21 protein-coding genes are annotated in these 21383 nt (G+C 43.7%); 17 read left to right on the top strand and 4 right to left on the bottom strand.

The annotated features are described in order from the left end of the window. The first annotated feature begins 81 nt into the window (after positions 1-81). From ACYQ3Q_RS11480 to ACYQ3Q_RS11520, 9 genes are all read left to right on the top strand, one after another. Positions 82-288, top strand: a complete 207-nt coding sequence (locus ACYQ3Q_RS11480; RefSeq protein ID WP_459928684.1) for a 4Fe-4S dicluster domain-containing protein — start codon at positions 82-84, stop codon at positions 286-288. Then, a complete protein-coding gene (locus ACYQ3Q_RS11485) occupies positions 285-1427 on the top strand; it encodes a 2-oxoacid:acceptor oxidoreductase subunit alpha (protein ID WP_459928685.1) in 1143 nt (380 codons plus the stop codon). The genes ACYQ3Q_RS11480 and ACYQ3Q_RS11485 overlap by 4 nt, the downstream gene beginning before the upstream one ends. Then, a complete protein-coding gene (locus ACYQ3Q_RS11490; protein ID WP_459928686.1) occupies positions 1427-2257 on the top strand; it encodes a thiamine pyrophosphate-dependent enzyme in 831 nt (276 codons plus the stop codon). The genes ACYQ3Q_RS11485 and ACYQ3Q_RS11490 overlap by 1 nt, the downstream gene beginning before the upstream one ends. Further along, a complete protein-coding gene (locus ACYQ3Q_RS11495) occupies positions 2258-2785 on the top strand; it encodes a 2-oxoacid:acceptor oxidoreductase family protein (RefSeq protein WP_459928687.1) in 528 nt (175 codons plus the stop codon). Between the two features lie 38 nt (positions 2786-2823). After that, positions 2824-5583, top strand: coding sequence for a molybdopterin-dependent oxidoreductase (locus tag ACYQ3Q_RS11500; RefSeq protein ID WP_459928688.1), 2760 nt, complete (start codon positions 2824-2826; stop codon positions 5581-5583). Between the two features lie 85 nt (positions 5584-5668). Continuing rightward, positions 5669-6511: an FAD binding domain-containing protein gene (locus ACYQ3Q_RS11505; protein WP_459928689.1), complete on the top strand. Its 843-nt coding sequence runs from the start codon at positions 5669-5671 to the stop codon at positions 6509-6511. Then, positions 6508-7014 (top strand): (2Fe-2S)-binding protein, encoded by a 507-nt coding sequence (locus ACYQ3Q_RS11510; protein ID WP_459928690.1) that lies wholly within the window; start codon positions 6508-6510, stop codon positions 7012-7014. Before ACYQ3Q_RS11505 ends, ACYQ3Q_RS11510 begins: the two co-directional genes overlap by 4 nt. 2 nt (positions 7015-7016) lie before the next feature. Next, on the top strand, positions 7017-9308 hold the full coding sequence (locus tag ACYQ3Q_RS11515; protein WP_459928691.1) for a xanthine dehydrogenase family protein molybdopterin-binding subunit: 2292 nt from the start codon (positions 7017-7019) through the stop codon (positions 9306-9308). 142 nt (positions 9309-9450) lie between these two features. Then, on the top strand, positions 9451-10362 hold the full coding sequence (locus ACYQ3Q_RS11520; protein WP_459928692.1) for a DMT family transporter: 912 nt from the start codon (positions 9451-9453) through the stop codon (positions 10360-10362). 150 nt (positions 10363-10512) lie between these two features. On the opposite strand, the gene ACYQ3Q_RS11525 is transcribed toward ACYQ3Q_RS11520, so the two are convergent. The 4 genes from ACYQ3Q_RS11525 to ACYQ3Q_RS11540 form a co-directional block, all read right to left on the bottom strand. Beyond that, complete coding sequence (locus ACYQ3Q_RS11525) at positions 10513-11229, bottom strand: energy-coupling factor ABC transporter ATP-binding protein (protein WP_459928693.1); 717 nt, start codon at positions 11227-11229, stop codon at positions 10513-10515. A 1-nt stretch (position 11230) separates the two neighbouring features. Further along, positions 11231-11932 (bottom strand): ABC transporter permease, encoded by a 702-nt coding sequence (locus ACYQ3Q_RS11530; protein WP_459928694.1) that lies wholly within the window; start codon positions 11930-11932, stop codon positions 11231-11233. A gap of 44 nt (positions 11933-11976) precedes the next feature. Further along, a complete protein-coding gene (locus ACYQ3Q_RS11535; protein WP_459928695.1) occupies positions 11977-12909 on the bottom strand; it encodes an ABC transporter substrate-binding protein in 933 nt (310 codons plus the stop codon). 300 nt (positions 12910-13209) lie between these two features. Further along, positions 13210-14124 carry a substrate-binding domain-containing protein gene (locus ACYQ3Q_RS11540; RefSeq protein WP_459928696.1) on the bottom strand — a complete coding sequence of 305 codons (915 nt, stop codon included), beginning with the start codon at positions 14122-14124 and terminating at the stop codon, positions 13210-13212. A gap of 418 nt (positions 14125-14542) precedes the next feature. Here ACYQ3Q_RS11540 and speD point away from each other — a divergent pair, with 418 nt between their 5' ends. The 8 genes from speD to ACYQ3Q_RS11580 all read left to right on the top strand — a co-directional run bounded on the left by speD (position 14543) and on the right by ACYQ3Q_RS11580 (position 20975). Next, positions 14543-14920 (top strand): adenosylmethionine decarboxylase, encoded by a 378-nt coding sequence (speD, locus tag ACYQ3Q_RS11545; protein ID WP_034145190.1) that lies wholly within the window; start codon positions 14543-14545, stop codon positions 14918-14920. 253 nt (positions 14921-15173) lie between these two features. Continuing rightward, positions 15174-15941, top strand: a complete 768-nt coding sequence (locus ACYQ3Q_RS11550; RefSeq protein WP_459928697.1) for a polyprenyl synthetase family protein — start codon at positions 15174-15176, stop codon at positions 15939-15941. A 15-nt stretch (positions 15942-15956) separates the two neighbouring features. Then, the gene (locus ACYQ3Q_RS11555) at positions 15957-16811 is read left to right on the top strand and encodes a UbiA-like polyprenyltransferase (protein ID WP_459928698.1); all 855 of its coding nucleotides are present in this window, start codon (positions 15957-15959) and stop codon (positions 16809-16811) included. A gap of 19 nt (positions 16812-16830) precedes the next feature. Further along, complete coding sequence (locus ACYQ3Q_RS11560) at positions 16831-17796, top strand: radical SAM protein (protein WP_459928699.1); 966 nt, start codon at positions 16831-16833, stop codon at positions 17794-17796. Then, positions 17784-18845, top strand: coding sequence for a cyclic dehypoxanthinyl futalosine synthase (gene mqnC, locus ACYQ3Q_RS11565; RefSeq protein ID WP_459928700.1), 1062 nt, complete (start codon positions 17784-17786; stop codon positions 18843-18845). Before ACYQ3Q_RS11560 ends, mqnC begins: the two co-directional genes overlap by 13 nt. Before the next feature lie 17 nt (positions 18846-18862). Next, the gene (gene tatC, locus ACYQ3Q_RS11570; RefSeq protein WP_459928701.1) at positions 18863-19624 is read left to right on the top strand and encodes a twin-arginine translocase subunit TatC; all 762 of its coding nucleotides are present in this window, start codon (positions 18863-18865) and stop codon (positions 19622-19624) included. Between the two features lie 15 nt (positions 19625-19639). Further along, on the top strand, positions 19640-19999 hold the full coding sequence (locus ACYQ3Q_RS11575) for a Sec-independent protein translocase subunit TatA/TatB (protein WP_459928702.1): 360 nt from the start codon (positions 19640-19642) through the stop codon (positions 19997-19999). Positions 20000-20006: 7 nt separating this feature from the next. Next, positions 20007-20975: a polyprenyl synthetase family protein gene (locus ACYQ3Q_RS11580; RefSeq protein ID WP_459928703.1), complete on the top strand. Its 969-nt coding sequence runs from the start codon at positions 20007-20009 to the stop codon at positions 20973-20975. Positions 20976-21383: the final 408 nt, after the last annotated feature.

The raw sequence follows: 21383 nt of genomic DNA on the forward strand, positions 1-21383 counted from the left end.
ATTGAGCGATATTTGTAAGCTTGAGTATAGTCATTAGCAACGATTATTAATTTTCTACAAATTAGGGAAGGGTAGGGAAAAATGTCACAAGTTAAAAATGTCTTAATTCTCATAGAGCCGATTCGATGCAAGAAATGTGAAATTTGTCAGGCGTTTTGTCCGCAAAAAGTCTACACTTTAGCAAAAGACGGGACACCGCTAGTTACTAGCCCAGAAAAGTGCACCAACTGCCGCTTGTGTGATCTGCGCTGTCCTGATTTCGCGATAACCTTGGAGGTGTTAACGTGATCAGACCTCTTGGAGTACAATTCATGCAAGGAAATGAAGCTTGCGTATACGGGGCGCTTGATGCTGGGGCCAAATTTTATGGGGGTTATCCGATTACACCTTCCTCGGAAATTGCAGAGCTTTCAGCTGAATTATTACCACAAGTTGAGGGTGTTTACCTTCAAATGGAAGACGAAATTGGGAGCATTGCCACGATCATTGGTGCTTCAGCTGCTGGTAAGAAATCTTTTACGGCGACCAGTGGTCCAGGATTTTCACTGATGCAGGAGAATTTGGGGATGGCCATCTATTCTGAAGTTCCAATAGTGGTGATTAACATTCAGAGGAACGGTCCAAGCACAGCCCTAGCAACGCGTCCCGCTCAAGGAGATGTAATGCAAGCTCGTTGGGGTACACATGGAGACCACCCGATCATTGCGTTGTGCCCTGCTTCCGTCCAAGAATGCTATGATTTAACCATTCGCGCATTTAATTTATCAGAAAAGTATCGGATCCCAGTCATCGTCTTGGGTGATGAAGTGATCGGCCATATGCGAGAGAGCCTGACCATTCCTGAACTGAATAAGTTGGAAATTATTAATCGAAAAATGCCAACAGCACCTGTTGAAGGATATAAAGCCTACGCAACGGGTAACGATGATATCCCTGCTATTGCCCCTTATGGGACAGACTATATTGTGCATGTTAGTAGTTCATGTCATGATGAATCGGGATATTCCCATAATGCTCCCCAAACGGCGGATAACCTAGTTCGTCGCTTGCATCGTAAGATCGACAATAATAAGGCTGATATCGTTCAAGTTGAAAGGTTTGGACCTGACAACGCAGAGGTGACTATAATAGCTTATGGAGTCGTATCTCGATCAGCAAAACAAGCTGTGATCAATGCCCAAAAAGAGGGACTTTCTGTCAACCTTCTAAGGCTTATCACTCAATGGCCCTTTGCCGATGAACAAGTCATGGAAGTTCTAAGGAAAGCTAAAGCAGTGATTGTCCCGGAACTCAACTTAGGGCAAGTGGTACTGGAAGTAGAGCGCCTCAATTCGTATAAGACTCCTGTTTATCCACTTTCTCGCATTGACGGTGAAATCATTTTACCCTCACAGATCGTGGCTAAACTTAAGGAGGTGCTAAAATAATGGCAGCACGACGTTATCAGGATTATATAGACAAAAGCAGGTTGCCCCATATGTGGTGTCCGGGTTGTGGAGATGGTATCATTTTACGCGCCTACACGGAAGCGCTCGTAGAGCTTGACCTCGCCCCAAAAGATGTCGTGACCGTGACTGGGATCGGTTGTTGGGGAAAAGCCGATGATTATATGGCCACACAGGCCTTTCATGGAACCCACGGCCGGGCCTTAGCCTTTGCGACCGGAATTAAATTAGGAAACCCGGACTTAACTGTGGTGACCTTAATGGGAGATGGAGATGCCGTCACGATCGGAGGAAACCATTTTATTCATGCGGCTCGTCGAAATATCGACCTAACGGCCATCGTGGCTAACAACTATAACTATGGCATGACCGGTGGACAGTATTCGGCTACTACACCCTTGGAGAGTAAAACCACGACCTCTCCGAAGGGGACGCCAGAACCAGGGTTTGATGTTTGTTTACTCGCAGAAGCCGCAGGGGCTAATTTCGTAGCTCGGACTACAGCCTATCACGTAGGGGCACTCAAAAACCTAATTAAAGAGGCCATTACTCATAAAGGCTTCAGTTTAATAGAAGTGATCAGCCCCTGCCCGACGTATTTTGGGCGATTCAATGGTCAACCCGGTGCAGTGAACATGCTAAATTGGTTAAAAGAGAAGGCAGTTCCTGCCTCTAAATATCGGGAAATGTCTGCCGAAGAGCAAGCGGAGCGTTTTGCCATAGGAACCTTGGTTAAGAAGGAAAGACCCGACTTTTACACCAACTATCGCAGGATTAATAGTATGGGCCTAACAGCGGGGGGGAGAGAATAGATGGCAGGGAAAACATGGCAGATCGTCTTAGCAGGTACAGGCGGTCAAGGATTGATTTTAGGTGGTGTAACCTTAGCCAAAGCCGCTGTGTTAGAAGGAAAAAATGCTGTTCAGACTCAAACTTACGGAATTCAGTCACGGGGAGGTTACTCACAATCTGAGGTAGTGATCAGCGATGAAGAGGTCTATTTTCCGAAATGTGACCAACCGGACTTAGTATTAGCGCTAAGTCAGGGTGGATATGATCGCTATAGTAGAATTGTAGCGGATGAATGTATCCTTCTTTATGACCAAGATGTTGTAAAAAGCAGTCATCGCGTTCATGATGTAGGCTATCCCTTTGGCGCCAAAGCTCTCGATCTTGGTAATGAAAAAGCCATTAATTCCTTATTTTTAGGGTGTGTATTAAAACTTTGCCCAGTCGTTTCCAAGGAAAGTCTTGCCGAGGTATTAGAACATTCATTACCCTCTAAGATTTTATCCATCAATTTAAAGGCATTGGACCTAGGGTATGAAGAGATTGGCTAAGGCAATTGGCTTATTATTTAAGAAAAGGGGTGATAAAATTGGGTATTCATGAGATTAAATTCAAGCTTAATGACCGCCCCATTAAACTCTTGGTTGATCAGAGTAAAACCTTACTTCAAGTGCTGAGAGATGACCTAAGGTTAACAGGAACCAAAGAAGGGTGTAAAGAAGGGGTATGTGGAAGTTGCACCGTTTTAATTGATGGCAATGCTGTAAATTCGTGCAAGTTACCTATTGAGCGAGTGGCAGGGAAAACAGTTATAACTATTGAAGGAGTTGGTACCAGAGACAATCCTGATGCCATTCAGCGTGCTTTTGTCGAGGTAGGAGCGGCTCAATGTGGTTTTTGTACGCCTGGAATGATTCTTACAGCTAAATCGATCTTAGACAAGAACCCTAATCCATCTCGGGAAGAAGTACGTCAAGCCATAAAACGTACCCTCTGCCGTTGTACTGGGTATAAGAAGATAATTGATGGAGTTATGCTCGCCGCTGATTTGCGGAGAGAGCCGACCATCATTAGAGATCGAGATGTCAGTGAATACCGCTTAGGAGGACGCATTCCTCAGTTAAACTCCTGGGAAAAAGTTACAGGCAATTTGAGATTTTCCCAAGACATCTATTTAGAAGACATGTGTCATGCTAAGGTCCTACGCAGCCCACACTTTCATGCCTTAGTAAAGAAAATTGACACTAGTGAAGCGGAAATTATGCACGGGGTAGTTGCCATTGCTACATCTAATGACTTAAAGGGTCCTAATCGGGTCAAATATATTTACAATGACTTAAGGGTGCTTGCCGATGAAAAGGTCAGGTATTACGGTGAACCTGTGGCAATTGTAGTTGCCCGTACTGTGGCAATTGCAGAAAAGGCCCTTGCAAAAATTAAAGTAGATTACGAGGTCCTGCCAGCAGTAACCGACCCCTTTGCAGCTCTTGAAGTGGGAGCGCCTGAGGTACAGGAACAAGATTATCCTGGCAACATGCTCATGTACCAAAACTTGGTTCAAGGTGATGTAGAGGAAGGATTTAAGGAAGCTGATCTAATCGAAGAAAACACCTATACTACTCCTGCAAATATTCATGGATACCTTGAACCAGATTCTGGTTTGGCCTACTTCGATGAAGAAGGACGAATCGTAATTTATGCCTGCGGTCAAGCTCCCCACTACCACAGGGATGAAGTTGCACGGATCTTGGGTTTGGGTACCGATGAAGTCCGTGTGGTTGAAGATGGTACCGGAGGTGGCTTTGGAGGCAGAATAGATCCATTTGTGCAAGTGCTATTGGGTTTAGCCGTGTACAAGGCTAAGGTACCGGTAAAGCTTCAGTTTACGGCTGAGGAGAATTTTATTGGTATTCCAAAACGACATCCTTTTACGATCAAACTTAAAACCGGTGTACGCAAAGATGGAAAGATTGTTGCCCATTACGGTGAAATCGTGGGCGATGCAGGAGCCTATGCTTTAGCAAGCCCGGGAGTCTTAATGCGGGCAATTGTCCACTCTTATGGACCGTATGAAATTCCAAATATCAAGGTGCTTGGCAAGATGGTATTAACTAATAATACTCCTTCTTCTTCGATGCGAGGTTTTGGAGTCTCTCAAATGTGTTTTGCAATCGAAACCCAAATTAATCGGATTTGCCAGAAGTTGGACATGAACGTTCTGGATTTTGCCAAGCTTAATGGTTTTAGACAAGGCACGATAACCGCGACAGGACAACTCATTAAAGATCCGCCGGGTTATCTTGAAGTTATAGAAGCCATCGAAAACCATTGGGCTAAAAAAGCCGACAAAGCAACCGATCCGGATAAAACTGCTAACCTCCCTCCTCATATTAAACGGGGTAAGGGATTTGCCACAACTTGGTATGGGATTGGCAAGACGGGATTACTTAATTTATCTCGATGTAATGTAGAGATCACTGATCAGGGGACATTAATACTTAAAGAAGGAGCTGCGGAGATTGGCCAAGGATCAACTACTGTAATGGCCCTGATTGCTGGAGAGGAATTGGACCTCACTCTAGATAAAATACAAGTAGTTGCTGCTGATTCACTGCTTACGCCTGACTCCGACCTTACTTGTGCCAGTAAGCATACGTTTTATACAGGAAACGCAACTTTATTAGCTTGTAAAGAACTTAAGAATAACCTCTTTGCAGCGGCTGCAGTAGAGTTAAAGGCGGAAGCTGAAGACCTTCAGACTAAAAACGGGATGGTGTTTGTAAAAACACAACCAGAGAGAGCCTTAAGCTTCAGCGAACTGCGTCATCGCGGTTACGAATTGACCGGATTCGGGGAATTCATAATTCCACTTGACCTGTTAGACCAGGATACCGGTCAGGGTACACTATATGTAGTGTTCACTTACGGAGCCGCTGTCGTGGAAGTAGAAGTTAACACCGAAACTGGCGAAGTTAAGGTGCTTAACTCTGCAGTGGCTTTCCAGTGTGGCCGAGCTATTAATAGACTGGCTATGGAAGGTCAAATGGAAGGCGGGGTCGCCATGGGTGTGGGTTATGCACTAATGGAGGAATATATCACTGCTAAGACCAAGAATTACAAGGATTACCGGTTGCCTAGATCTACAGATGTTCCTTTGGATATAAGCACATATGTTGTTGAAATTCCTCAGGGTCCAGGACCCTTTGGGGCAATCGGTATGGGTGAGGCGGCTCATTTTCCACAGGCACCTGCGATTATTGCTGCTATACATGATGCGTGCGGCATTTGGATTCATGATTTGCCAGCCAAGCCACAAAGAGTTTTAGACTCTTTAGGTAAGAGGGTCTAATAAAGGTTGAAGTATTGTCGATGCTTAAGGGTGGCTGGATCTGGTCTCCCTTAAGCATTATTAAGCGTAATAATGGGGTGAAACGTTGATCACAGCATATGAGAGGGTCTTTAGCATAAGCGAGGCAGTTCAAGCTTTAGAGAAATACAGACCATGGGGGAGAATTCTCGCCGGTGGCACAGATCTTTTACCTAAAAATAGGCGTAATTATTATAATACATCAGTTCCACTAGTTTTTGTGGATATTAAGCGGATTCCCGAACTCAGGGGAATATACTTGGATAATAATTGGCTTGTAATTGGCTCGAACACAACTTTAAATGAGTTAATAGAAGATAAACTGGTACAAACTTATATTCCAATGCTAGCCCAAGCTGGTTCAACGATAGGTTCATCAGAAATCAGGAACAGGGGTACGGTTGGTGGCAATATTGGGACTAAGAATGCTAAGGCTGATTTACTAGTACCTCTAATAGCTTATGGAGCAGTGGTAGAACTATATAATCTGGCGGGCAAACAAGAGTTCTCATTGGAGACACTTTCACTAGAAGTAATAAAATCTATTGGCAGCGAGATAGTTCTTGCCGTTGTTAAAGTTCCCTTGGCTAAACCGGTTGTATGGGGTTACAATCGTTGGATTAAGGAAAGCATGGGACGATCAGTTGTCAGTGCTATGGTAGGATTAGAGCAAATCAATGAGGGGGATTTCTGTCGGTTGATCACCGTACTGGGAGGAACTGGTCGGTGGCCTAGAAGAGCAGAAGAGGTTATAAAGGCTGAGATTATTTTAAATCAAGAAGAATCCACTTCGATGGTGGAACGCATTGTGAGACAGACCAACCCGATAGATAAGGATGAATACTGGCTACAGATAGCTCAAATTGTGTTAAGAGAGGCCATCAGTGATGTAGGCGGGTGTAAGCTATGAAATATAGGATTCAATTGGTTGTGAATGGTTTTGACTACGAAATTGATGTTAAAGCTAATGAGACGTTAATGGACCTCTTAAGGAATCAAATGGGCTTGACTGGAGTTAAAAAGGGATGTGATGGAGGAGAATGCGGGGCTTGTGTAGTACTGATTAACGGCAGACCTGTAAACTCTTGCCTTGTATTAGCAGTTGAGTTAGACGGGGATATAGTAACAACGATAGAAGGGTTGGACGATGAGGATTCTCGTTTGATTCAAGAGGCTTATATAGCTGTTGGAGCAGTTCAATGTGGCTTTTGTAGTCCAGGAATGATCGTGGCTACTAAAGGTCTTTTGGATGTAAATTCAGCACCTACAGAAGAAGATATTAACCAAGCTATGGTAGGGCACCTCTGTCGCTGCACCGGCTATTCACGTACTGTAAATGCAGTTCAAGATGCTGCCGTTCGACTAAAAGCCCGTCGTCTAAAACAAAATACTCAACTAGAAGAGGAGGGATAAGTTTGTCCGGAGACTTAATCGGAAAAAGTATTCCTATGATTGATGGTTTGGATAAAGTTAGTGGCAAACTTGCTTTTACCTCGGATTTAGAACTACCAGGGTTGTTGTATGGTAAAGTCATGCGTAGTCCTTTGGCACATGCCAAGATTTTGGACATTGATACTAGCCAAGCTAAGAAATTAAAGGGCGTTAGGGTGGTCCTAACGGGGCGAGATCGATTGTATCCTCGTTATTCGGTTGCAGGTCAGTCTGTTCTGGATGAGCAGCTTTTGGCAGGGGAAAAGGTGCGTTACGTAGGTGACGAAGTGGCAGTTGTTGCTGCAATAGATCCTGATATTGCGGCTGAGGCTCTGCGGTTAATAAAAGTTACCTATAAGGAATTGCCAGCATTGTTTGAACCCCTAGAAGCTATGAGAGAGGGATCTCCTCTGATTCACCCTGACCAACAAAATAATGTTCCATATAAAATAGAGTTTTCTCGCGGCAACTTACTACAAGGTTTTAATGAGTCAGCAATAATTGTGGAAGATTCATTTAGCACACCACTACAGTATCATGGTTATCTTGAACCCCATGCAGCAGTGGCCCAGTGGGATGCTAGGGGGCGTGTTACTCTATGGATTCCCATGCAATCCCCAACTTTAGGGAGGATCACTTATTCCAAGGCTTTAGGAATTACGGAAGACCAAGTGCGAATTATACAGATGCCTATTGGTGGGGCATTTGGAGGTAAATTGGAATATAAGCTGCACATTCTGTGCGCTTTACTGGCAAGAGAAGCTAATCGTCCGGTAAAGATGATCAATACTAGAGAAGAAGATTTCTTGTCGGGCTTGCCCCGTGTCCCCATGCAGATTCGAATGAAGCTTGGCGTGCGAGGGGATGGAACTTTGGCTGCCAAGGAAACGGAGATTATTGCTGACAGTGGAGCTTATGTTAATTATGCTCACGGGATATTGTTAAGCGCCTGCCACAGACATGATAACCTATACCGAATCAATAATATTCACACTAAAGGATTCTTAGTTTACACGAACAAAGTTGCAACTGGTTGTTTTAGGGGTTTTGGCAATCCTCAGGTTCATTTCGCCTACGAAAGCATACTGGACATGGCTGCCGAAAAACTGGGTATGGATCCGGTTGAACTTCGGCTAAAAAATGCTATACAAACTGGAGATATAACTCCTCATGGCTGGAAGATTTTAAGCAGCGGTTTGAGCGACTGCATACGTCAAAGCACTAAAGCCGCTGATTGGAATACTAAACGCCGACAGAAACAGGAAAATGGAAGATATGCCCGAGGGATTGGGCTAGCCTGTTGTCTACATGTGTCGGGAAATCGAACCTTTCTACCCTACTTTGATGGTGCTTGTAGCAATATCCGTATTAATGAACAGGGTAAGGTTATAGTCTTTGTGGGTGAAACTGATCTGGGTCAGGGAGCTCAGACTACTTTCGCCCAAATTGCTGCTCATGAGTTAGGGTTAGACATATCTGACGTTACAGTGTCTAACGTTGACACTGATACCAGCCCCCATGGTTTGGGCACTTTTGGTGACAGAGCAACCACCCTCGGCGGAAATGCAGTGAGGCTGGCGGCTATAGATGCTCGAATAAAGCTATTGACTGTCGCAGCCGCAGTACTTAAGACCGAAAAAGATGAACTAGATATTAGTAAAGGAATAATAAGCAGCGTTACTAACTTAGAGAAAAAAATGACAGTTGCTGAGGCCGCAAAATTAGGTTGGGCCCAGTTAGGTGGGGGGCTTATAACTGGACAGGGGGTTTATATACCGCCCGATGTCAGTATGGTTGATCCACAGACTAAGTATGGTAATATTTCCTGTGCCTATCCCTTTGCGGCTCAGGTAACGGAAGTAGAAGTGGATAGGTTAACTGGAAAGGTTAAAGTTCTTAATATGGTAGCTGCCCATGATTTGGGTAAAACTCTAAATCCACTTTTGGCAGAAGGCCAAGTGCAAGGCGCTATCGCTCAAGGAATTGGGTATACGCTCATGGAAGATATGGGGATGAAAAAGGGTATTGTCTTTAACCGAAATTTCGAAAAATATAATATGCCTCGAATCACAGACGTTTCACCAATCACAACAATCTTTGTCGAATCTAATGACCCTAACGGTCCTTATGGTGGGAAGGGTTTGGCAGAACCCGCATTGACTCCTACGGCACCGTCAATAGCCAATGCAATATTCAATGCAGTGGGAGTTAGGATCAAGGAATTGCCGATCACACCAGAAAAGATTTTAAGGGCAATGAATGAAAAAGGTTATTGATAAAGTATATGTAAAGCTGTATCAAAAGCGAAGGCCCTTTTGCCTACATAGTTGCGAAAGGGCTTCTTCATAAGGAAGTGTATTTAGGAACCTTGTTGTAACAAAAACACTCCATAGCTTTAAGAGAGGGGGTATGTTTGAAATGGCCAAAACTTTCGATCCTTTACCACACTTAATGCTCATTATCGTTGCTTTTATTTTTAGCACTAACTTTATAGTTGGCAAAACTCTTGTTGAATTTCCACCACTCTTCATAGGCACAATCCGCTTTTCCGTCGCGGGTCTTTTTTTCATTCCGATACTATTTTTTAGTAAGACTAGACTTCCAAAAGGCCGTATTTGGATAACAATTATGGTTATGGGTTTAACTGGCGTTGCAATATTTAACCCCTTAGTTTACTGGGGACTTCACTATACTACTAGTATTAATGCGACTTTAATTAACTCGTTTAACCCAATGACTATAGCTTTTCTAGGTTATTTTTTGCTAAAGGAAAAGTTAACTCGCTCAAGTGTGTTGGGTTTGCTGATTTCATTCCTAGGTATAGCTTTTATAGTTGGTCGGGGAAGCTTGTTGGATCTTTTAAAACTCCAATTTAATATTGGAGACTTGTTAGTGTTTTCGAGTACTTTTATATGGGGGTTTTATACTGTTTTAATCAGAAAGGTTTCAAATGTCCTAAATCCTATGCAAAGCACGTCATTGGCAGTAATGGCAGGTCTAATCTTTATGATACCAGGTAGTTTGGTGGAAAATATATGGCTACCAATACCTAATATAACTTTAGTGGCAGCCCTCTCGTTGTTATATCTAGGTATTTTTCCGTCAGTGGTTGCTTTCTTATTTTGGAATACCGGCGTTTCCAAGGTAGGTCCAATACAAGCCAGTGCCTACTATAATTTGATTCCAGTATTTAATGTTATGTTAGCTTATTACATACTCAATGAAAAATTACTTTCATATCACATTATCGGAGGTATGTTTATTATCCTAGGTATTGTAATTACTTCTATTGGCCAGTATAAAACCCAAATGCGAAATAGAGTTAATTAATACATTTTAAAACTATTTAAGTGGTTAAGGCTAAGAGAGGGCCAAATCGATTGATTAATGATGATGAATCATTAGGATGCACAATATCAACCGGGTAGGGTGTTTAATAATGCAAGCTTAGGTTATGGAGGGGTTAACTTCAGCATGTACTTATGCGGCAAAGTACGAGAGAAAACGTGCGACATCTCCTGGTTGGGGATTCCTGAGTAATTCGCTGGGGGATCCTTCCGCTGCGACTTCCCCATTGAGTAGTATCAAGGCTCGGTTGGCTAAATGGGCAATATCCTTAAAATCATGGCTCACTAAGACGGTGGTTGTTTGGGTGGTTTTAAAAACTTTAGCTAGGTCGATACGGAGTCCCTCTTTAGTCGGTGCATCAAGGGCTGAAAATGGCTCATCTAAAAACAGAACGTCCGGCTCAATGGCAAAGGCCCGAGCTAAGCTAACACGTTGGGCTTCTCCTCCAGAAAGTGACCGTGCCGACTGTTTTGAGAGATGGATTACACCAAATTGCTCCAACCAATAGTCCACACGTTCCCGAATGATTCCTTTAGAGAAGCCCCTAATTTTTAAGCCAAGGGCAACATTGTCAAAAACACGAGTGTTTAACAAGAGGGATTCCTGAAAAACAATGGCGATTTTCCGGCGAATAGCAAGCGGGACGTTTTGAGGTATGGATTGTCCTTGAAAAAAGAGCTTTCCAGAAGTTGGAGTCTCTAAAAATGCAAGGATTTTCAGCAAACTGCTTTTCCCAGATCCATTCGGACCGATCAGGCCAACGCATTCCCCTCGTAATAAATGAAAATTAATCGTTTGTAGAATTGTTTTATGTTCCTGCTTCCACGTAATCTCCTGAGCTTCGAGCACCTTAGGGGCCTCCTTGCTGTTTCTGTTGAAGTAGGGTTAAGCCTAAAGTAGCTCCATAGGCTAGTAAACATAAGATAATACTTAAGGCAATGGCAATGTCGAAGTTGCCTTTAGAAACTTCTAGGACCGTGGCAGTTGTTAGAACCCGAGTCTGGCCATGAATGTTTCCCCCGACTGCCATGGATGCCCCAATTTCAGAAACGACTGCCCCAAAACCGGCAATAACTGCGGCAAAGAGAGAAAAACGGACTTCCTTAAGAAGTAGCCAAGTATACTGGAGGCGAGTTGCCCCGAGTGCCCGGATTTGGAGTCTAAGTTTGGGGTCAGTTTGTTGAAGGGCGGCACAGGTTAAGGCGGCAATAATGGGAGAGGCAATGATCGCCTGAGCGATGATAATGGCTGTTGGGGTATACATGATATTTAAAAATCCAAAAGGACCAGATCTCCATAGAAAAATTGAAACCCATAAGCCAACGACCACAGGAGGTAAGCCCATCCCGGTATTAACAACACTTAAAACAAAACGTCGCCCTGGAAAGGGTTTAAGAGCTAAGAGTGTACCAAAAGGGATTCCGATAAGAAGGCTAATCAACGTACCAGTACCGGATATTTTGAGAGTAAGGAGCGTGATTTCGATGACTTCGGGATCCCCTGTTAGCAGGAGGTGAATGGCTGCTAGAATTCCTTCCCAGATCATTTCCATGGAGTAACATGCCCTCCTCTACGCTCTACGTGAAGTTTAGTGGTTTATTTGCCGAGTTCCTCCATCTTTTTGCCAGCATCCGGGAAGAAGAGGGCCTGACCGAATTTATCTTTGCCAAAGGTTCCGATTTGGGTTTGGGCAGCTTGGCTTATCATAAAGTCAATAAAGGCTTTAGCTCCCTCAGCATTCACTTTAGGGAACTTTTCAGGGTTAACTTGCATGACATGATAAATATTTAAGAGGGAAACATCTCCTTGAAGAACGATCTCAAGTTTTAAATTTTTCTGAGTTGCGAGGTAGGTTGCTCGGTCTGTTAAAGTATAGCCCTCTTTCTCAGAGGTTACGGTAAGTGTTTGCCCCATTCCCTGACCAGTTGACTGGTATTTATCCCCAGATGGTTTAACACCTGCCTTCGTCCAGAGGGCTTTTTCCATTTTGTCGGTTCCAGAATCATCACCACGGGAGACAAAGATTGAGGGACTGGCTGAAATAGCTTTCAAGGCGTCTACGGTCGTTTTTGTTGCTTTGACTTTAGCGGGATCGGCGGCAGGTCCTACGACAACGAAATCATTGTGCATCACAAGTTGATAGTTGATGGCAGTTTTATTATCGATTAACTTTTTTTCCGAGGAAGGCGCATGCACCAGCAAAACGTCAGCATCCCCTTTTTCACCCATGGCTAAAGCGGCTCCGGTTCCAATTGCTATTGTTTTTACTTTGTAGCCTGTTTTTTTCTCGAAAGCAGGGATAAGCACATCGAGCAAACCGCTATCTTGAGTACTAGTCGTGGTCGCTAAAATCAGGTCAGGATTTGCGGGTTTTGGAGATTCAGTCGTTTGTGGCGCTGGAGTAGCTGGGGGTAGGGTTGTCGGGGGTGTTGGGGTTGCAACTGTTCCACACCCTACGACGAGCAGCATGACAGCCATCAAGATTAGAAAGATACCAGAAGAAATGCGAAATTTTAAGTTCGTATACATGATAATCGCTACCTCCATTTTATACATTGCTTATGCTCATTTGCACAAACTAGCACGAATCTAGAGAGCTGTGAACTCGTTAAAGAAAGCTTCCAGTACGATAGTCTTCAGTGACGGTCTCCAGTGGAGACTATCCCCGAAGCCGTGATCCCAAAAGAAAACTCATCGCCGTAGGATAGACTATCGCCGAAAGCGCGGCCCATAACGATTAAAATCGCACTAAGAATTGGTTTCGCCGAGCCGCTTATCCCAAAAAGAATACTTCGCGACGAAGGGGGAGTTTCGGGTTGGATGATGAAGTTATGTACTTAAGAGGATTTTTCCGGTCAGTGACGTATCATACCCTTTATGTTGCTGGATGGCTTGAATGAATCCCGGAGATTTAAGAACCTCAAGGAGCTCTTGCCAAATCGGGGTTTTAGTAGTTTTAGCTAAACAAACAAGATCATAGCGCTCTTGGAAGAGGGGGATAAAATCAAGACCGAGTCGTTGAGCCTCGGCCTTGACTCCGACGCCGACATCAGCCTGTCCATTGGCTACGCGACACGCGACTCCAGAGTGGGTGCTTTCTTCATGTTCATAGCCCAGAATCCGACCTGGAGAAATCTGAGCCGCGCGAAGGTAAGCATCGAGGCGCAGACGGGTCCCTGAGCCTTTTTGGCGGTTTATAAAATGCAAACCTTCTAAAGTAATATCTTCCCACGAATGTAATTGAAGAGGATTACCGGGTGCTACGATAAAGCCCTGTTCTCGTTGAACTAGGTTGACCATACAAACGGATTCTCCAGGGATAACATGTTTAACGAAGGAAGTATTATAGTCTTGTGAGACATCGTCCCATAGATGTATACCAGAAACATCCGACTCCCGACGATAAAGGGAAATAAGTCCTTCCATACTTCCCTTGAAAGAAACCGATGACTGGACAGGAATAGGAGCGTGGCTAAGAAACTCGAAGAGTAGTTCAACAATCGGATCATGGCTTCCTATAAAACGAATCATCGGCGATTCGGGGGGGGTGGGGGACATAACGGGTTGAGTCGCATTGTTACTACTAGTTCCATGGAGATATTGCTCAAGAACAGACGGATTAATTCGAAGTTGACGGCCAATGTGGTGTGCTGGGATCTCGCCGCGTTTAACAAGTTCATAAAGAGTATATTTAGAAACTTTGAGGATTTTAGCTGCTTCCGCTGCAGTTAAGGTATTACTCAAAATAATCACCCCCATTCTTCCTATTCAAAGTTTAATTTAGTTAGATTAGAAAGTCAATATAGTTGTTTGGTACAATTAGGTTTAATATAATCAGGTTAGCTATTGTTAGGCATATGACATTAGGACTAACATATAAGTTATAACTTATAACTTACGATCATCGACTACAGTGACCTCATAACCATGAGTATTATCAAGAATCTTAAGTAGCTTACTGGAGCATAGGTGCGATAACTTGAGTATATAACACAAAATTAACTTAGATTGAGTAGAATGAATAAATATTAGATTTTTTTGTTGACAACACCGTACTTTGTGCTAAAATTTAACGTGATGGAAATTTGGGGGGGAGCCAGTGAAATTGGCGATTAGCCCAGATTCTTTCCTATTTTTAGAAAAAAGGGGGCAACGATCACAATTGGCAAATTCTCTTGGACGTCATGTGTTGGCTGAAATTTACGGGTGTAGTTTCGACATTTTAAATGATCGCGAAAAAGTCGAAGCGCTAATGGTCGACGCAGCTTTGGAGGCTGGTGCAGAGGTACGTGAGGTAGTATTTCATAAGTTTAGTCCTCAAGGAGTGAGTGGAGTAGTTGTCATTTCTGAATCTCACTTAGCCATCCACACGTGGCCAGAACTCGGGTATGCAGCCGTTGACGTCTTTACGTGCGGGGACCGTGTCAATCCCTGGGATGCCTGTAACTATTTAACGGATCATTTCGAAGCGGGTCATATGACAGCAACGGAAATCAAGCGGGGAATTGTTGAGGATCCAAAGGAAGCGGTAAATATTTAGGAGGGATATTTATTTTACTCCGGACTAAGTCAAGTACGGAAAAAGAAGAAACCTTGTACTTTCTAAAAGGGTACTAGATAGACCTTGTAACTTGAGAAGTTGCAGGGTCTATAGTATTTTTGAGTAAGGTTACATATTCTTGCAATAATAATGTCATATTATCAGAGTATATTGCATAAATAGGCAGGAGATTGAATAATAATCTCGAATGTATAATAGGTTAATGTCCGAATGGAAGGCAAGGAGCGATAAGATGGTTCCGGTAGAATTCAGCTTCCTTGAGAAACTGAAAGCAGTACAAATACATATGAGCCGAGAAATTAACTTTAAGCCAGCTGGATTTGAGGAATTGGTTCAGCTGGATATGGATGAACTTGATCGAACTGTACATCCTGCGCTTGTCTTAGCCGTAAGTAGAGCCTGCGGCGATCAAGGGCAAAAATCAGAAGCATTGGCAAGCATTGTTCAATTTATTTTTATGGCCAATAAGGTTCATCGACTCATGAAAGATGATCATGATCTTGCCGAAGAGCTTCGGCAATTCCCAGTGCTCGTAGGAGATCTGCTATATGGGAAGTTCTTCCTAGAACTTTGCCGTGTGAAACTGTTGCAATTTCTAGACCCGCTGGCTCAGGTCATAGGAATTAAGAGTCAAGGGGGAATTTCACGCTGGCTTGCTCGTGAAAAGAGACTGAGTGGAGATGAGTTGCTTCGAATTATTGAATCAGAAGATGCATCTTTAACAGCATTAGCCGCTCGGTTGAGTGCAGAACTGGCAGGGGTCTCTATTCCTTTACAACACCAGATGGAAGCCTTCGGCTGGGAAATGGGACTAGCTTGGGGGGCGTGGAGGGAGCGAGTGGAGATGTCTGTGGTACAATCCATTCTGCACCGTGCCAATACAATTTTACAGGAGATTTCGGCGGGTTCGCAACTGCAGATATACCCCCTTGTTGAAGTGTATCAATACTTATCGAAACAGTTAAACACTGATTACAAACCCCAAGTTGCAGGGTCGTAACGAACGGAGTAGAGTATGCATAAACTAAAAGTTTTCTTTGAAATGATTAAATTTGAACATACTATTTTTGCCCTGCCGTTTGCTTATTTGGGCGCCTTCTTGGCAGCTAATGGTGTTCCGTCGCTGATGAAACTCTTCTGGATTACACTGGCTATGATCGGGGCCAGAACTGCTGCCATGTCCTTAAACCGCCTGATAGACAGGCACATAGATGCCCGCAATCCACGGACGGCACTGAGGGCACTTCCAGCAGGCCAACTTAAGGTTGCTGAAGTATACGTTTATACAATACTTTCCTTCCTCCTACTTGGCTTCTCGGCTTATAAACTCAATCTCTTAGCATTGTTGCTGATGCCTATTGCTGTTTTTTTTCTTGTCTTATATTCCTATACCAAACGGTTTACCTGGGCCTGCCACTTCACCTTGGGAATTTCCTTAGGTTTAGCTCCAGCGGGAGCTTGGATTGGAGTAACTGGTCACTGGGCTTTGGCACCCGTTTTACTAGGGTTAGGGGTCATGACTTGGGTGGCTGGGTTTGATGTCGTTTATGCCTGCCAAGACGTTGAGTTTGACCGCAAAGAAGGCTTGAATTCTATTCCAGCGATCTTTGGCTTGCAGAGAGGATTAGAGATTTCAGCCTTTTTACATATCATCGCACCCATCTTCTTTATCTTAGTCGGAGTGGTAATGTCCATGAGTTGGTTATATTATATAGGAGTTGGGATAGCTATCGTTTTGCTTTTCCGCCAGCACCGCTTGGTTTCAGCAGACGATTTCTCACGGATTGGAGTTGCCTTTTTCGACCTAAATGGTTACTTGAGTATTTTGCTTTTCGTTTTTTCAATTTTGGATTTGATGCTGTTGCGCTAAAATAAAGGAGTCAGAAACTATGTCCTCACTGTTTGCTCAAAGTGAACTTAAAGACCTGATCGAAAAAGTGGAAAAAGGCGAACGATTAGACTTTAATGCTGGCGTTCGCATGCTGAATAGTCAAGATATCTTGGCTCTGGGATATATGGCTAATCTTGTGTGCGAACGAAAAAACGGAAATCAAACTTTTTTCCGGGTCACACGGCAGATTAATTATTCCGATCTAGGCACAGATCTCGGTGATCTAACCGATCTTTCTGAAATTCATCTTATGGGTGACTTCAACCCTGAACTCTCCTTTGAATATTATGTGGAAATGCTCCAGCAGGTCAAGCGCCTCTTGCCAAAGGTTTGTGTTCAGGCCTTTTCTGCGCTTGAAGTGGATTATTTTGCTCGAATGGCCGATCTGCCTGTGACGGAGATCCTGCAGCGTTTAATGGATGTGGGGCTTGATTCATTGTCCGGGAGCAAGGCGGAAGTATTTACTCCACAGATGGGAGCTAAACTTGGCGATATGAACGTCTCCGCAGAACGCTATCTGGAAATCCAGGAATCGGCACATCGCTTAGGGATGCGTACCAATGCTGCGATGTTTTATGGGCAGGTTGGATCAACAGAAGAACGTATCGAGCACTTACTCAAACTACGAGAGCTTCAGGACCGAACAAGCGGCTTTCTGACCTTCATGCCTCTTGCTTATTATCCTAATGGGATAAAAGAAGAAATGATGGGGGTTTCGAACTCTACGGGTTTTGAGGATTTAAAGATCCTCTCAACCTCACGAATTCTACTGGATAACTTTGAGCACATCAAGGCGGATTGGGTCGTGCTAGGTCCTAAACTGGCCCAAGTATCTTTGACGTTTGGAGTGGATGCTTTAGACAGTCACCTCATGTCTAAGAGAGCCTTGATCCACTTGATTGAAAAGGCTAGACGTGAGGCAGTGGAACAGTCAGGAAAGGAGACAAGTGCATGCAAGGAATAATCGAGAAACGTCTTGCTGGCGAACGGTTATCCATTGCGGATGGTATCAGGCTTTTACAAGAGGCCGATCTTCTTTCACTGGGACAAGGTGCGGATCTTGTGCGCAGGCAGATGCATCCAGAAAATATTGTATCGTTTGTCATAGACCGAAATATTAATTATACTAATATCTGCTCCTGTCAATGTAAGTTTTGCGCTTTTTATTGTAAACCAGGTGATCCAGAAGGATATATTTTGTCACGAGACGTATTACATGCTAAAATTGAAGAAACAATAGCAGTAGGGGGGACTCAGCTTTTGATCCAAGGGGGATTACATCCTGATCTGGATCTAGAGTATTTTGAAAATCTTCTGCGTGATATTAAGGCTCATTTCTCTATTCACATTCACTCATTTAGCCCTCCTGAAATATGGGATTTAGCGAACAAATCCCAGTTGAGTATCGAGGAAGTCATCCGACGCCTCCGAAATGCAGGCTTAGACTCAATTCCTGGGGGTGGGGCGGAGATCCTCGATGATCGCGCTCGACAGCTCATCAGCCCCAATAAAATAGGTTGGCAACAATGGATGGATGTAATGACTGCGGCACATCAGCAGGGAATGAAAACGACTGCGACTATGATGTTTGGGCATGTCGAAACCTTCGAAGAGCGAGTTTTACATATGGTTCGTGTTCGGGAAGCTCAGGATCAAGCCGGTGGTTTTACGGCCTTTATCCCCTGGAGTTTTGCTCCATCGAACACTGAGCTTGGCGGAGAGGGCAGTACCGGGGTTGAATACTTGAGGACACTCGCTGTAGCACGTCTGATGCTCGATAATGTCCCCAACATCCAAGCCTCGTGGGTCACCCAAGGCGCTAAAATGGCGCAGTTGGCGTTGCGTTTTGGAGCGAATGATTTTGGAAGTACCATGCTAGAGGAAAATGTCGTTCGAGCCGCTGGTGTACAAACACGAGTCCCGCTCCAGGAGATTATTCGTTGTATTGAAGATGCTGGTTATCAGGCTGTTCAACGCAATACACACTATGAGTGGCTAAAGGCCTTTAATTAGGAAGGAAGTGTAGGCGGATGCGCAGGCGCAAGCGACAGCTCAATGAGGCCAATTTGCCATTGATGGAACATTTAAAAGCGCTACGCAAAGTGCTCGTCATATCTGCGTACGCCATTGCCTTAGGCAGCATTGTCGGCTGGTTTGTCAGTGATCAAGTTTTTGCTTTTTTTGCCCGTCCGGTACTCCAATTGGAAGGAATTAAGTTCATTACCACGACACCATTGGAACCTATGTTAGTCAAATTAAAAGTCTCCGTCGTCACTGGAATGACCCTAGCACTCCCTGTTGTTATGTGGCAAATCTGGAGTTTTATACTCCCTGCCTTGAAGCAAACTGAACGAAAGTACTTATATATTATTGTGCCCAGCTCGGTGCTTCTCTTTCTCGGCGGTGCCGCCCTGTGTTTCTTTATTGTACTGCCCTTAGGAATTGGGTTTTTGATGTTTGTCGGTGGTGGAGCAGTGGAATCTACCCCCTTTTTAACTAAAACCTCATATCTCAGCTTTCTTTTAGCGTTTCTTATGACGTTTGGACTAGTCTTCCAACTTCCCATCGTCTTATTAATCTTAATCCGCATAGGGTTGTTATCTCCTCAGACCTTAGCCAAAAAACGCCGTTGGGCTGTATTGGGAATGGTCGTTTTAGCCGTTGTAGTTTCCCCAACGCCAGATTTAGTCACCCAACTTCTCATGGCTGGACCAATGTATCTCCTCTATGAAATCAGCATCTGGTTAGGGTATCTGGTTGCTCGTAGAAGAGATAGAGACCTAGCTTCATAATAAGGAGGGGAAAACATGGGTTTAAGTGAAATCCTCTTGATTTTAGTGGTCGTACTTATTTTATTTGGACCTGAGGATCTTCCAGTTATCGCTCGATCTATCGGTAAAGTTGTTTTCGAAATTCGCAAAGCAACCCTTGAATTGACGAAGGAATTTCAAAATACTATCGATACCCCGAGCAAAATAATGAACAAAGCATTTGAACAGACAACTTCAACGCGCGCTTCTAGTCAGGATGCGCACGAGCCAGAAAGTGCGGAGACTTCTAAATCAGAAGAAGAATTATTAACCTACGAGGATGAAAGTCCCAAGGATCCCTTGGCGGAACTGCCATCAGATATGGTATCTTATGAAGAAAAGGGTGCGAGCAGGTGAATCAGTTTTGAAACAACTCTGGCTCTTTAATCAGATAAATTCAGATCTGCAACGGGTTGAAAAAGAACTGACAAAATTCGTGGAGACGGATTTCCCGATTCTCCAGGATTCGGCTGTTCATTTATTATCAGCGGGCGGCAAACGGTTGCGTCCAGCTTTCACGCTTTTAGCCGGTAAGTTCTACGGTTATTCGCTGGAAAAGTTGATGCCTGTGGCGATGGCTTTAGAACTCATTCATATGTCATCGCTCGTTCATGATGATGTTGTAGATGCCTCAATGACCAGACGAGGGCGTCCGACGGTAAAGGCTAAATGGGGGAATATCGTTTCCATCGAAACTGGGGATTATTTGTTTGCAAAGTCATTGGTGCTCATTTCTAGGATTGATCACCCTGAGGTTGCCCGCATTCTTGCAGAAATCAGCGTTGAAATGTGTCAGGGAGAGATTCAACAGATTAAGTCCTCTTTTGACGTTGAACAAAATCTTAAGCAATACTATTATCGTATTAAACGCAAGACGGCTTTATTGATTTCCGCCTGTTGTAAACTAGGGGCCTTAGTATCAGGTGCTCCCAGACGCCAAGTTTGGGCATTGGGCGCTTATGGTCATTCCTTAGGCATGGCTTTTCAGATCGTTGATGACGTATTAGACATCACTGCCAAGCCCTCAGAATTTGGCAAGCCCATTGGGGGAGACTTGCGTCAGGGAATTATGACCTTACCCATGATCCTTGCTCTTAAACTAACATCCGAGCCAGCTAGACTAAAGGTTTTGCTAGGTCAAATCGATAAAACTGAAGAGGAAGTTGCTGAAACTATTGGACTGATAAAAGCTACCAAGGCGATTGATGAGTCAATGCGGCTTGTGGATTTATATGTTCAAAAAGCTAAAAGGCATCTTCAGGATCTCCCTGTTATCCCGACTCGTAAAGCTTTAGAAGAGTTAGCTGAGTTTATTAGGGTTCGGAAGTTTTAGTTCTCGATCAAGTAATATCCTATTGAATAAAACTGTATTAAGGGGACCCTTTTGATGTTAACTTAAGGGGGTCCTTTTTTGTTTATAAAAGCATTAACTTAATAACACAAGATTAGGTAAATAAGATTATAAGTGTAAACTTAGATCTAGGTAATTTGCGCCCATCTTTACGAGATTAAATCTGACTAAATTATAGCGATAATTTTGGAACTGCATAGTAAATATGATATAGTTTAGTGAAACTTGATTATTGCTTTACCCTATTTGAACACAAACTAGTACTAATGACACAAGCTTTTTTATGACATTTAGTGTAATATAGATCGAAAGCAAACTGTCGTACTATGATAAGCCCGTTAATATAAGGGATATGGCAACTTGTTAAGGTTAAATTTACTTGAATGACAG

The sequence above is a fragment of the Desulfosporosinus burensis genome, from assembly GCF_054657535.1.

Coding starts and splice junctions, on each gene's coding strand:
- ACYQ3Q_RS11560 (WP_459928699.1), top strand. CDS start 16,831: ATGTCCTCACTGTTTGCTCAAAGTGAACTTAAAGACCTGATCGAAAAA.
- tatC (WP_459928701.1), top strand. CDS start 18,863: ATGCGCAGGCGCAAGCGACAGCTCAATGAGGCCAATTTGCCATTGATG.
- ACYQ3Q_RS11520 (WP_459928692.1), top strand. CDS start 9,451: ATGGCCAAAACTTTCGATCCTTTACCACACTTAATGCTCATTATCGTT.
- ACYQ3Q_RS11550 (WP_459928697.1), top strand. CDS start 15,174: ATGGTTCCGGTAGAATTCAGCTTCCTTGAGAAACTGAAAGCAGTACAA.
- ACYQ3Q_RS11480 (WP_459928684.1), top strand. CDS start 82: ATGTCACAAGTTAAAAATGTCTTAATTCTCATAGAGCCGATTCGATGC.
- ACYQ3Q_RS11490 (WP_459928686.1), top strand. CDS start 1,427: ATGGCAGCACGACGTTATCAGGATTATATAGACAAAAGCAGGTTGCCC.
- ACYQ3Q_RS11510 (WP_459928690.1), top strand. CDS start 6,508: ATGAAATATAGGATTCAATTGGTTGTGAATGGTTTTGACTACGAAATT.
- ACYQ3Q_RS11535 (WP_459928695.1), bottom strand. CDS start 12,909: ATGTATACGAACTTAAAATTTCGCATTTCTTCTGGTATCTTTCTAATC.
- mqnC (WP_459928700.1), top strand. CDS start 17,784: ATGCAAGGAATAATCGAGAAACGTCTTGCTGGCGAACGGTTATCCATT.
- ACYQ3Q_RS11495 (WP_459928687.1), top strand. CDS start 2,258: ATGGCAGGGAAAACATGGCAGATCGTCTTAGCAGGTACAGGCGGTCAA.
- ACYQ3Q_RS11555 (WP_459928698.1), top strand. CDS start 15,957: ATGCATAAACTAAAAGTTTTCTTTGAAATGATTAAATTTGAACATACT.
- ACYQ3Q_RS11530 (WP_459928694.1), bottom strand. CDS start 11,932: ATGGAAATGATCTGGGAAGGAATTCTAGCAGCCATTCACCTCCTGCTA.
- ACYQ3Q_RS11575 (WP_459928702.1), top strand. CDS start 19,640: ATGGGTTTAAGTGAAATCCTCTTGATTTTAGTGGTCGTACTTATTTTA.